Source organism: Lacihabitans lacunae (genome assembly GCF_042649125.1).
Taxonomy (GTDB): Bacteria; Bacteroidota; Bacteroidia; order Cytophagales; family Spirosomataceae; genus Leadbetterella; species Leadbetterella lacunae.
The window spans coordinates 219,382-231,489 of the sequence record NZ_JBHRYQ010000001.1; the positions used below are offsets into that span (position 1 = coordinate 219,382).

The 12,108-nt window shown below is 38.3% G+C and carries 9 protein-coding genes and 1 riboswitch; of the genes, 3 read left to right on the forward strand and 6 right to left on the reverse strand.

Annotated elements, in window-relative coordinates; genetic code table 11:
* Positions 1-63: 63 nt before the first annotated feature.
* Positions 64-1,437: an ATP-dependent protease ATPase subunit HslU gene (gene hslU, locus ACFOOI_RS00740; RefSeq protein ID WP_379833845.1), complete on the forward strand. Its 1,374-nt coding sequence runs from the start codon at positions 64-66 to the stop codon at positions 1,435-1,437.
* A 70-nt stretch (positions 1,438-1,507) separates the two neighbouring features.
* Here hslU and ACFOOI_RS00745 read toward each other — a convergent pair whose 3' ends face one another.
* Both ACFOOI_RS00745 and gndA read right to left on the reverse strand, forming a co-directional pair.
* Entirely contained in the window at positions 1,508-2,041 is a 534-nt protein-coding gene (locus tag ACFOOI_RS00745) for a thioredoxin family protein (protein WP_379833848.1), read from the reverse strand.
* A gap of 80 nt (positions 2,042-2,121) precedes the next feature.
* Positions 2,122-3,993, reverse strand: coding sequence for an NADP-dependent phosphogluconate dehydrogenase (gndA, locus tag ACFOOI_RS00750; protein ID WP_379833850.1), 1,872 nt, complete (start codon positions 3,991-3,993; stop codon positions 2,122-2,124).
* 149 nt (positions 3,994-4,142) lie between these two features.
* Here gndA and ACFOOI_RS00755 point away from each other — a divergent pair, with 149 nt between their 5' ends.
* The gene (locus ACFOOI_RS00755; RefSeq protein WP_379833853.1) at positions 4,143-5,333 is read left to right on the forward strand and encodes a M20 metallopeptidase family protein; all 1,191 of its coding nucleotides are present in this window, start codon (positions 4,143-4,145) and stop codon (positions 5,331-5,333) included.
* 403 nt (positions 5,334-5,736) lie between these two features.
* Here ACFOOI_RS00755 and nth read toward each other — a convergent pair whose 3' ends face one another.
* The 4 genes from nth to ACFOOI_RS00775 all read right to left on the reverse strand — a co-directional run bounded on the left by nth (position 5,737) and on the right by ACFOOI_RS00775 (position 10,933).
* Positions 5,737-6,423, reverse strand: coding sequence for an endonuclease III (gene nth, locus ACFOOI_RS00760; RefSeq protein WP_379833856.1), 687 nt, complete (start codon positions 6,421-6,423; stop codon positions 5,737-5,739).
* Positions 6,424-6,512: 89 nt separating this feature from the next.
* Positions 6,513-7,616, reverse strand: coding sequence for a vWA domain-containing protein (locus ACFOOI_RS00765; protein WP_379833859.1), 1,104 nt, complete (start codon positions 7,614-7,616; stop codon positions 6,513-6,515).
* Between the two features lie 77 nt (positions 7,617-7,693).
* Positions 7,694-8,830: a carboxynorspermidine decarboxylase gene (gene nspC / locus ACFOOI_RS00770; protein WP_379833862.1), complete on the reverse strand. Its 1,137-nt coding sequence runs from the start codon at positions 8,828-8,830 to the stop codon at positions 7,694-7,696.
* Positions 8,831-8,977: 147 nt separating this feature from the next.
* The gene (locus tag ACFOOI_RS00775; RefSeq protein ID WP_379833864.1) at positions 8,978-10,933 is read right to left on the reverse strand and encodes a TonB-dependent receptor plug domain-containing protein; all 1,956 of its coding nucleotides are present in this window, start codon (positions 10,931-10,933) and stop codon (positions 8,978-8,980) included.
* Positions 10,934-10,999: 66 nt separating this feature from the next.
* Positions 11,000-11,206, reverse strand: a riboswitch (cobalamin riboswitch).
* A 273-nt stretch (positions 11,207-11,479) separates the two neighbouring features.
* Between ACFOOI_RS00775 and ACFOOI_RS00780 the strand changes: the two genes are divergently transcribed.
* Complete coding sequence (locus tag ACFOOI_RS00780) at positions 11,480-11,950, forward strand: hypothetical protein (protein ID WP_379833866.1); 471 nt, start codon at positions 11,480-11,482, stop codon at positions 11,948-11,950.
* The last annotated feature ends 158 nt before the right edge of the window (positions 11,951-12,108 follow it).

Sequence of the window (12,108 nt, forward strand, 5' to 3'; positions counted from 1 at the left end):
AGTAGATTGTAAACCTGAATTTATTTGGGTTGATTTGTATAAAAAATAACCTTTAAAAGCTGGATGAATAAAACAATAGAGAATCTTACACCGGGACAAATCGTACTTGAACTTGACAAATATATAATTGGGCAAAAAGACGCAAAGAAAAATGTAGCGATTGCCCTACGAAACCGCTGGAGAAGAATGAATGCTTCTGCCGAAATGCAGGAAGAAATCATTCCAAATAACATCTTAATGATTGGCTCTACGGGAGTTGGAAAAACCGAAATAGCACGTAGGTTAGCAAAAATAGCAGACGCTCCTTTTACAAAAGTGGAGGCGTCGAAGTTTACCGAAGTGGGGTATGTAGGCCGCGATGTGGAATCTATGGTGCGTGACTTGGTGGAGCAATCTATCAACATTGTAAAAAGTCAGAAAAAAGAGGAAGTTAAAGTGAAGGCCGCCGCAGCTGTAGAAGATATTTTATTAGATAAACTTATCCCTTCGGTCAAAAGCAAGTCCAATGTAGGTTTTGAGAGTGAAGGCGACAAGTCTAACTATGAACTCAATCAAGAAACTCGCGAAGCTTTCAGAGAAAAACTAAAAAATGGCTCACTTGACGAGCGAAAAATAGAAATAGATGTATCGGGTTCTAACATGTCACCAATAGGCGTTATGGGTGGCCCTATAGACGATGTTTCGATGATGAACATTCAGGACATGATCGGAAATATGATGCCCAAAAACAGCAAAAAAAGAAAAGTAAGTATAGGCGAAGCACGTAAAATATTGATGGAAGAGGAATCTGCCAAGCTCATAGACATGGACGAGGTAAAGGAAGAAGCCATCTGGAAAGCCGAAAACTTGGGAATGATATTCATTGATGAAATAGATAAAATAGCTTCAACGGGAGGTAAGTCGGGTCCTGACGTTAGCAGGGAAGGGGTGCAGCGAGATTTGCTTCCGATTGTAGAGGGGTCAACCGTAAACACCAAACACGGAACCATCAAGACTGACCATATTTTGTTTATAGCAGCGGGAGCATTTCATGTTTCAAAACCGTCTGACTTGATACCTGAGTTACAGGGTCGTTTCCCAATCAGAGTTGAGTTAGAATCACTGACAGAAGATAATTTTTATCAGATTTTGAAAACACCTAGAAACGCATTGACTAAGCAATATGTGGCCATGTTGGCTTCTGAGGGTGTTTCCTTGACATTTACAGATGAGGCTTTGCGTGAGTTGGCTTCTTTGGCTTTTCAGGCAAATTCAGAAGTAGAAAATATAGGTGCTCGTAGGTTGCAAACGGTCATGAGTCATTTGTTAAACGACATCCTTTTTGATGTCCCTGAGCTAATTCCAGCAGGAAGCCAAATCGAGATTTCGAAAGAAATGGTAAGTGAAAAATTGGCTAGTTTAATTAAAAATAAAGATCTAAGTCAGTATATTTTATAATACTTATTGAGCAAAAAAAAGAGCGGGCATTTTTCCAAATGTCCGCTCTTTGCATGTAAGCTTTTTTGCTTTATTTTTTAAACTTGGTTTTGTAAGTACCTACTTTGTAAGACTCAAACTCCTCTTTTTTGTGGTAATTGCCACCTATATAGGTAATTATCTCATGAAATGCCTTGGCATCCATATATCCTGGAAGGGGTTGAATCATATTGAATTTTTCGTCTAAATAAACGATGCTCGGGTAGCTCATTTGACCTTGAAGTAGGGTTATTGCAGCTTCGTTTGCTTTATTGGCTTCATCAAATTTATATACTTTACCACCAACCCGTATATCTTTTCTTGATTCCGCGTCCAGTTTTACGGCATAGTAGTTATCGTTTATATATTTCACTACTGCAGGGTCTGTAAACGTGTTTTTGTCCATTACTTTACACCATCCGCACCAGCCGGTATATACATCTATTATGGTTTTTTTAGGAGCAACTTGAGACTTAGCGTATGCTTCCTCAATGCTCATCCAGTTAATTTTGTTTTGTGCAAAACTCACATTCCCAAAACCAAATATCCCTAAAACTAAAAGTGATAATAAAAGACTTTTTTTCATATTAAATTATTGATGCGTTTTCGTATTAAATAACGCAAATAGCATTCCAAAAGTGCGTTTCTCTTTTGAAATTCAATAGTTTATTCCCAAATAGTATGATATGATTTGCCCGAAGGGTCATTTCTTCGCTGATAGGTATGTGCACCAAAGAAATCTCGCTGGGCCTGGATAATATTAGCGGTTTGGGTATGATTTCTAATTCCATTCAAAAAATCGAGGGCATTTGTAAACGTCGGAATTGGTAAATCTGCCGAAAGTGAACCCATACAAAATGCTTTTAAGTCTACTTTTTGACTTTTTATAATATCCACAAAGCTCTCAGCTGCAAAAAGATCTTTCTTGATTTCAAAAATAGTGGAAATTTCTTCCATCAAACCACTTCTGATTATACAGCCATTTGTCCAGATTCTAGCTATTTCAGACAAGTTTAATTCCCAATTATATGTTTCGGAAGCGGTTCGGATCAATTCAAAACCTTGCTGGTGGTTTACCATTCGGGCTACTTCGTAGGCATTCGCTATTTCGCTGATGCTTAGTTTTTTATATTCAGAACTGTCGCTTGGTAGTTCAAGCAAATAATTATGTTTAATAGTAGAAATATAACGGGCAAAAAGTGCCGCTGTAATCATTGTGGCTGGAATACCCATTTCTGTTGCTGTCACGGTGGTCCAGTTACCGGTACCTTTGTTGCCTGCCTTGTCCAATATTTGGTCAATAATATAGGTATCTCCTTCTTTTTTGGTTAAAAGCTTCGCTGTTATTTCAAGCAAGTAGCTTTTTAGTTTTCCTTGGTTCCAAGTGTGAAAAACCTCAGAAATTTCTTCTGGATTTTGTTTTAATACATACCTAAAATATGCGTAAACTTCTGCCAATAATTGCATTTCGGCATATTCCACACCATTGTGCACCATTTTTATGAAGTGCCCCGAGCCGTCAGGTCCTATTAAAGCACAGCAAGGATTGTGGTCTTTGTCTTTTGCCGCTATTTTCATCAAAAAAGGCGTAACCAAATCCAATGCTTCTTTTGGCCCAGATGGCATTATAGAAGGACCTTCTAACGCACCTTTTTCTCCTCCAGAAACTCCCGTTCCTACAAAAAATATGCCTTTGGCTTGGAGATAATCAATGCGTCTTTTTGTATCTGCAAAATGTGAATTTCCCCCATCTATTAATACGTCGCCCTTATCCATAAAAGGCACTATTTTGTCAATAAATTCGTCCGTTTCTTTTCCGGCCTTTATCATCAAAAAAATCTTTCTTGGCGTTTCTAAGTCGTTCACAAAGGCTTCTAGGTCTTCAAACCCACTGGCATTTACAAATTCAGGATATTCGGCTATGGTTTTCTCGGCTATTTTTTCTTCTGATCCTTGTACATATCTATTATAAAGCGAAAGGCTAAAATTATTACGAGCGAGATTTCGGGCCAAACTTTTGCCCATTACACCAAGGCCTACCAAGCCAAACGACTTTTTGTTTATTTTTTGCATGATTTGAATAATGATATTTTCAGGTGATTCTAACAACGAAACGGTTATTGCGTTTTTGGGTTCTTCGAGTGCGTCAAATTGCGACTTGAGCAGGGCAGGTGGCATAAAGTGGTCTTTTCTCAGCGAAAGCCTATCGAAAACCTCTTGATAAGTGCCTTTTAAATACACGAAGTTTACATTTACGTCATTACAAAGCATTTGGCGATAGCTTTCTTTTAAAGACGAGCACGCAAATACGGCTCCTGTGTTTTTCAGTTCTATCGCTTTCGAATTCAATTTTTTGAGCCAGCCCATTCTGTCTGCATCGTCAAGGGGTATGCCGGCTGCCATTTTTGCTATATTTTCTGGTGGGTGAAAATCGTCTCCGTCTAAAAAATCGAGAGAAAGAGCTGCTGCCAATTTTGCACCTATGGTAGATTTTCCACTACCCGAAACTCCCATCACGATAAAAATATTGTTTCTCAATGCTGTGATATATTAATTACTACAAACATAGGATTTTAAAGTGTAATATGCCACTATCAGCCTTAAATCGCAGTGGGATTGTTAAAAATGCCTCAAAAGAATAGGTATAGTGAAAAGGGCCATTTAATTTTGAGAAAAAATGAGAACGGATGACACTTGTTGAAAAAATAAAAGCTCTTTCAAAAGAAAACTTTAGCCAAACAGTAAAAATCAGAAGGCACTTGCATCAAAACCCCGAACTTTCGTTTGAGGAGTTTGAAACTGCAAAGTTCATTGCAAAGACTTTAAAAGAACTCGAAATTCCTTTTCAAGAAGGCGTTGCTGGTACAGGTTTATTGGCTTTAATAAAAGGCAAGAATCCCGATAAAAAGACCATAGCCCTTAGAGCAGACATGGACGCTTTGCCAATTTTAGAAAAAAACGATGTAGATTATAAGTCTAAAAATGAGGGTGTTATGCATGCTTGCGGGCATGATGTCCATACTTCCTCTTTACTTTCGGCTGCGGCTATTTTGAATAAACTGACAGACGATTTTGAGGGTACTATAAAGTTGATTTTTCAGCCAGCTGAGGAGAAAGCACCCGGTGGGGCATCCTTGATGATTAAAGAAGGTGTATTGGAAAACCCAAAAGTAGAGGCAATACTTGGGCAGCATGTGGCTCCTAATATTCCGGTAGGGAAAATTGGTTTCAGAGAGGGCATGTACATGGCCAGCACAGATGAAATTTACATTAAAGTCATAGGCAAAGGTGGCCACGGTGCCGCTCCACATCAAACCATTGACCCAGTAGTAATCGCATCGCATATTATAGTAGGACTTCAACAGATAATTTCGCGAAACAGAAATCCAGCGTTTCCTTCTGTTTTGACGTTTGGTAGGTTTATCGCGGACGGCGTTACTAATGTGATTCCTGGAGAAGTAAACATAGAGGGCACTTATAGATGTATGGATGAAGATTGGCGTGCAGAAGGTTTACAGAAAATGGAAAAAATGGCGGTGGGCATGGCGGAAGCCATGGGAGCTGAGTGCGTGTTTTATGTAGAAAAAGGATATCCGTTTTTGAAAAATAACCCAGAAGTAACTAAAAGAGCCCGTCAAGGTGCTGCCGAATATGTAGGAGCTGAAAATATCGTAGATCTGGACCTGTGGATGGGCGGAGAAGATTTTGCCTATTACAGTCAAAAAGCCGATGCCTGTTTTTATAGATTAGGTACCAGAAACGAAGAAAAAGGAATAGTTTCGGGTGTGCATACACCAACTTTTGATATTGACGAAAACGCTCTTGAGATTGGACCCGGACTAATGGCCTATTTGGCTATCAAAGAGTTAGCTTGCTGAGAGGCTTTGCCACTTATCTGTAAAATCCTGCCACTTATCGATTTGTGTTAAGGTAAAAAAGGATGGCATAGAATTAGATGATATTTATACAAATATCATGGGTTTTATGAATTATTTATTAATCGCTCTACAATCTCTGGGGCTAATTTTTGTATTTTTTTGGTTTACTAGCAGTAGCAGGTTTTTTTACCTTTTGAAGAAATATCGTGGTTCTAACCCGCTTTTTCTGTTTTTTCTGCCTTTAAGCTTTGTTTTGTTTCCTGCTTTATTGGCATTTTGCTATAATCTTTCATGGGAATTAGTCGGGAGGAGAAGCTAATAAATGCAATGCTTATCTCTACGGTTCCAATTTTTGCTTTCTTTGTTGGCAAAAAAGTCTTCCAAATATTGGAATAATTTCCAATTATGAAATAGAAGGTAATTTTTTATCTACCTCTGCTATTCCTACCTTCTGAATTTTAGGATACGACTTACACAAGTCCGTTATTCCACAAACCTCACATTTCGGATTTCTCGCCAAACACGTATATCGTCCGTGCAAAATTAACCAATGATGGGCTTTCGGGATTACCGCATCAGAAAACATCTTCGTAAGTTCTTTTTCTACTAAAAGTGGGGTTTTTGACTTTAAGCCTACCAAACCAAGTCTGTGCGAAACCCTAAACACATGGGTGTCAACCGCCATAGTGGGTCTGTTGTGAACCACAGAGGCAATCACATTGGCAGTTTTTCTACCTACACCAGGCATTTTAGTCAGATTATCTATAGATTCAGGTACTTCTCCTTTAAATTCTTCCGTCAATATCTTAGCCATACCAACCAAATGTTTGGCTTTATTATTTGGATAAGAAATACTTCGGATATACTCAAAAACTTCGTCAGAATCGGTTTCTGCTAAAGATTTAGGATTTGGAAAACGTTGGAAAAGGGCAGGAGTCACGATGTTAACGCGTTTGTCTGTACATTGAGCAGACAAAATTACGGCTACCAATAGTTCGTATGGATTGTTGTAGTTTAATTCCGTTTCCGGATTGGGCATATTCTCTTGAAAATACGCAATCAGCTTTTCTAGTTTTTCTTTTTTAGTCATCAAATAAAATGCTTAATGCTACAAAAATAGCATTTTATATCTCAAAATTAAGGAATCTAGTTTCTCTTTATAGGAAATCTAAATTGAGATTACTTAACGTTTTTTCTTCTGTTTCTTTCAAAATCTTCTAATACAAAACCACCCAAACCGTCAAGGTTTGAATAATAGGCTCGGCCTTGATTTACCTCAGTAAACTCATGAACAAACTTTTTGAGGTAAGGGTCTGTAGCAATCATAAAAGTAGTAATCGGAATTTTAAGTCTTTTGGCTTGTGCGGCTATGTTTAGCGTTTTGTTTACAATTTTTCTATCTAAACCAAAACTGTTTTTATAATAGTTGATTCCTTCTTTGAGGCAGGTCGGTTTGCCATCTGTAATCATAAAAATCTGTTTGTTCTTGGTTTTTCTTCTTCTCAAAAGATCCATTGCCAATTCTAAACCCGCCACTGTGTTGGTGTGAAAAGGCCCCACTTCTAGGTATGGAATATCTTTAAGTTGAATTTGCCAAGCATCATTTCCGAATACAATGATATCTAAGGTGTCTTTCGGGTATCGGGTTCTGATGATTTCGGCCATTGCCAACGCAACTTTCTTGGCAGGTGTTATTCGGTCTTCGCCATATAGAATCATGGAGTGGCTGATGTCAATCATCAAAACTGTGGAGGTTTGTATATTTGACTCACGGTCAGTTACTTCCAGGTCTTTTTCGAATATCACCAAATCGTCTCCTAAGCCATTGTTAATCTGTGCATTTCGGATTGACTCGGTCATCGAAATTTGGTCCAAATTGTCGCCGAACTGAAATGCTCGCACGTCTGAACTGTTTTCGTCTGAAGTGCCTTTGTGTGGCGAGCGATGGTTTCCGCTCGATTTGGCCCTTTTTAACTTTCCAAAAATCTCTTCAAGGCTTTGTTTTCTTATGTTTCGCTCCGTTTTGGCGGTTAGCGTAAGTTCACCGTCTTGTTTTTCTTCGCTTATGTAGCCTTGTTTTTTTAGGTCATCAATAAAATCAGCGATGCCGTATTTGTCGTCGGTTAATTGATACTGACGGTCTAGGTCGCTTAGGTAGCTCAAAGCCTCAGAAACATTGCCAGCAAAAATGAGCAACAGCTGCTGAAAAATGTTCAATAGCTGCTCGAAAGTGCTTTTGTCTTTGCCTTCGTTTTTGTATTCAGAAAAATTAAATCCAATCATAGTTTCTCAACAAAAAAATAAGGATGAATGTTCTATTCCAGGCACCAAAAGCTTTTATTATATTCGTTCGGATTCGCTTATATCCTGTCTTTGAAGGTTTCGTAGCCAAATGACTTCAACAATTGAAAGGTATTGTCTTCTTTCCAAACCCCAATAGAAGGCAAGCCGACGCCATTAAAAGTCGTGGTTTTTACCATGGTATAGTGAATCATGTCATCAAATATCACAGTGTCGCCAATCTGTAGTTCTTTTTCGAAAGAATAGCCCGACATGAAATCTCCAGCCAAACATGTCATTCCGCCCAATCTATACGTAGGTTTTCCTTCGGTTTCGTCAGTGGCTCCGTGTACTTTTGGTTTGTAGGGCATTTCAAGGGTATCTGGCATGTGTGCTGCAAAAGACACATCCAGTATCGCCACGTCTATTCCTTGGGCATCTACTATGTCAAGCACTTTGCTTTTAAGGTAACCCGTTTGCCACGCAATAGCCGATCCCGGCTCCATTATTATTTTTATGTTGTAGGTCTCTTTTAGTCTTTTAATGATTTTGATTACGTGCTCGTGGTCATAACCCGCTTTGGTCATCAGGTGCCCACCACCCAAGTTTAACCATTTTACTTGGTGAAGCAAATCGCCAAATTTCTCCTCGATGTGCACCAAAGTTCTTTCAAGCACAAAAGAGTCGTTTTCGCACATGGTGTGTGAGTGAAGTCCCTCTATTCCTTCTGGCAGGGTGTCGCCCAAGGCATCGCGAGTGATTCCCAATCGGCTGCCTACCACACAAGGGTTATACATATCTGTGGCCACTTCGGCATATTGCGGGTTTATTCGGATTCCCATCGAAACCTTCCGTTCATTTGCCTCAACTTGCGATTTAAATTGATTGAACTGATTCAATGAATTAAAGGTGATGTGGCTGCTATAGCTCAATATTTCTTCAAACTCTTCGGGTTTGTAAGCAGGTGCGTAGGTGTGTGCCAAGCAATTCATTTCCTCAAAAATCAGCCTAGCCTCATTAAGCGAGCTCGCCGTGGCTCCCGAAAGGTATTGCTTTACCATCGGAAACATACTGTACATAGAAAACCCCTTCAGTGCCAAAATGATGTTAGCACCCGATCGCTCCTGCACGTTGTGCAACAGTTCAAGGTTTTTACGTAAAAGTTTTTCTTCTAATACATAACAAGGCGAAGGAATTTGAGAAAAATCGACAGACATATAAATTCTTTTTTTTGCGAAATTAATTAATCACTTTTAAATAACACGTCTTAGACCCAAAATGGCTTAAATAATCTCGTTTTTTTTCAAAATAAAAAAAAGGCCATTCTCAAATGAAAATGACCTTTCCGTATTAAAATTTAGTTTTCATAATGCGAAATTAATTCCACCTGTTAGGGTGATAGGGCGAGATTTATAACCGTAAATCTCAGTATATGTGGTATTTAATAAGTTTTGTCCGTTCACAAATATTTTAGTTTTGGCATTTACAGCGTAGCTTCCGTGTGCTCCAAGCAAAGTATATGCCTTTAAGGCTGTGGCTTGGTTGCTGTAAGTGGCATTGTCATAAAATACGTCATTTCGTTTTCCTACGTGTTGCACATTTAGGCCTAAGGTTAGTTTTTGGTCAAATGTATAGTTTCCACTTAGGTTAACTGTATGTTTTGGTCTTCTCAAAAAAGACATGATTTTGTCGTTTTCTGCCTTTAAATCCTCCGATATTAAACCTTTCAAATACGTATAGTTTCCTGAAAACGAAAATGATTGAAGTTGGTACGCTCCGTCAAATTCAATTCCTCTGTCTACTTGTTTTTTTAGGTTGGTGTAAATTCCGTAAGGAGGCTCAGATTGAGAAAGAAATACGATTAAGTTTTTGTAATCTCTGTTAAAGAATACCGCTCTTGCGAAGTTTTTCTCCGATTTTCCAAATACTTGGACGCCCAAGTCTATCGTTTGTGCGGTTTCTGGTTTTAAGTCTTCGTTTCCGTATGGCGAATAAAGTTGATACAAGGCCGGGTTTTTAAAGCTCGAAGCCAAAGTTCCGAATACTTTGATGCTTTTATTAATTCTATAGAAAGGGTTTAAAGAATACGTGGCGTTGGTACCATAAACCGAATGGTAGTTTAGTCGCGTTCCTATTTCTATGCCTATTCCGTTGTCGTATTTGTTAATAATCGAAGTATACATACTTGCGTTATCTATTTTTGCATTTTTAGCTAAAATAGGCTCGTCGGTATACGGCCCAAAGGCACTCACCGAAAAATAATCGTAGGCCATGTTTTGCTTTCTGTAGTCTGCACCTATCAATACGTCTAAGTTTTGATTAAGACTTAAAGTACTGTAAAGTTCTAAAAATAAGGCTTTTGAATTGTAGTTTGAATTTGAAAATTTAGCAAAAGCAGTTGGAGCTACCGAAGCCGAGTCATTAAAATAGTTTCTGTCTGTTTGGTTATAAAGACCGTTAAACTTTATTTTTCCTTTTGCCACAGTTAGGTCTATCCCGCCACCGATTTGGTTGTTTTTTGAGGTAAATTTATAATCTTTATCATCCACAAATGCTCCGTCGTCAAGGTCACTTTTGTATTGATTGTGACGGTACAAACCGTATAGGCTTAGTTTTTCGCTCAAGTCTTGGCTGATTTTTATTTGTGTATTTTGCGATTTAAAACCATCTTTTTCATAAGTGGTTTTTGCATCTTTTTCGTCAGCTGAAGAGAAACCATTTGTAGTTTGTAGGTTTTGCTCGATGTTATAATGCGTGTTTTTTAATGTTCCGCTTACTCCCACATTGGCACCCAAAGTAGCCATGTTTCCTGCTTGCAGTGAGCCATTTACGCCAATCTTCTTTGAGCTGTTTTTCTTAGTTATGATATTTATTACGCCGCCAAGTGCATCAGAACCGTATAGGGTAGATTGACCACTTTTCATGATTTCAATACGCTCTATTTGTTGCAGAGCCAGCTGATTAATATCAAAAGAACTACCAATGCCCGAAGGCTCGTTTACGGGAATGCCGTCAATCAAAATTAGGGTTTGGCCAAATGCCGAGCCACGCGTGCTAATGTTTTGTACACTTCCGGGTGTTTGGCCACTTCCAATCACCTGCATACCCACTTGGGTGTTTAGCAACTGACCCAAACTTAAACCTGCGTTTGCTTTAATCAAAGAATCAGACAAGACCGTTAGTACTTTTCCTGACTGCGATTGTTTTTGCGGGTATTTGTTTGCTGTTACGATCGTTTCTTTTAGGTCTATTTGACCAAAAGCGTTTGAGCATACCAATCCCATGCTTACAATAAGAGCATTTTTGAATGTTTTGAACATTGTTTTTTTGTAAAAAAAATAAAAAATAGGCGAACGCTCGTATGCTAAAATCCTCCGTTTAGAGCATAAAAGAATGATTTGAAGGCAGGTCTCCTGGCTTGTTTCTTGTTTTCGAACCTTCCCACCTCGCTTGTGGAGGCAGTGGCTATGGAGTGAAAACAAACAAATGAAACGCACAGTTGCGGGGACAGCTCACGACTCTTACGTGATTCCCTATTAAGTCAGACAGTTTTTACGATAAAAACTGAAGACACCTACAAACTGCCGCAAAGGTAGATTATTTTTGTTATGTTCAATACACGCATTGAAATATTGTATCATAAAAAGGCAAAAAAAGCCAGCTACGTAAATCTAGACCGCACAAAAAAAAACGGCTACTCCCAAATGAGAAGCAGCCGTTTTGATATTTTTAAGAATTACATCTCAATAGGCATGACGAAGTTCAATGTCCCTGCAGTGCGAGGGGTATTTCCTTCGTATGTGCGTATCGCGGCTTGGAGCCGTCGAAATAAAATTCAAATAAAAAATTATACTTGAAATAAATAAATGGTAAAATACAATATGTTTTACTTCGGTCAAAGACCGATTTACACACGTACGAAGGTCGGAGCCTTCGCACAGCGGGATAATGTAGCAAAAAGAGTTAAGAATATTTTAGAAGGGTTTGATGCTTCTTGGATTGTTGATGTAATTAATATTGAAACACCACAAAGGAGTGATTTTCAGTTCAATAATTCAAATGGAAAAATATTGAACTTTTGGAGTAATTCTGATTTTGTTCAATGGCTAGGAACAATGGCAGACAATGATTACAATTTCCCTTCTCAAGGCCCCATGGGCCCGAGAAAAGACCCCAAAGCCGATAAAAATTTACAATTACTTTCGAAACCAAAATTAAATTTAGAAAGTTTTGGCGGTGAAATGTTAAATTGGATAACCAATTCTGGAGGGCATAGTTTGCAGAATGATGAGTGGTATCAGTGGCAAATCCTTTTTCACTTTAATAAAAATTTCTAATATGAAAAACGTAACTTATTTAAAAACCATATTCACAATATTTGGTTATTGCTCTATTTCTTCCCTTTTTCTATTAAATGAAAAAGGAGGAGCAGATATTTTATTCTTTTTTTTGATAAACGTATCTTTCCTAATTCATATACTTTACTTTTTAATTC

What these genes read in the sequence shown, in the direction of transcription:
- hslU (WP_379833845.1), top strand. Translation starts at nt 64, where the DNA reads ATGAATAAAACAATAGAGAATCTTACACCGGGACAAATCGTACTTGAA.
- ACFOOI_RS00745 (WP_379833848.1), bottom strand. Translation starts at nt 2,041, where the DNA reads ATGAAAAAAAGTCTTTTATTATCACTTTTAGTTTTAGGGATATTTGGT.
- ACFOOI_RS00755 (WP_379833853.1), top strand. Translation starts at nt 4,143, where the DNA reads ATGACACTTGTTGAAAAAATAAAAGCTCTTTCAAAAGAAAACTTTAGC.
- nth (WP_379833856.1), bottom strand. Translation starts at nt 6,423, where the DNA reads ATGACTAAAAAAGAAAAACTAGAAAAGCTGATTGCGTATTTTCAAGAG.
- ACFOOI_RS00765 (WP_379833859.1), bottom strand. Translation starts at nt 7,616, where the DNA reads ATGATTGGATTTAATTTTTCTGAATACAAAAACGAAGGCAAAGACAAA.
- nspC (WP_379833862.1), bottom strand. Translation starts at nt 8,830, where the DNA reads ATGTCTGTCGATTTTTCTCAAATTCCTTCGCCTTGTTATGTATTAGAA.
- ACFOOI_RS00775 (WP_379833864.1), bottom strand. Translation starts at nt 10,933, where the DNA reads ATGTTCAAAACATTCAAAAATGCTCTTATTGTAAGCATGGGATTGGTA.
- ACFOOI_RS00780 (WP_379833866.1), top strand. Translation starts at nt 11,480, where the DNA reads ATGGTAAAATACAATATGTTTTACTTCGGTCAAAGACCGATTTACACA.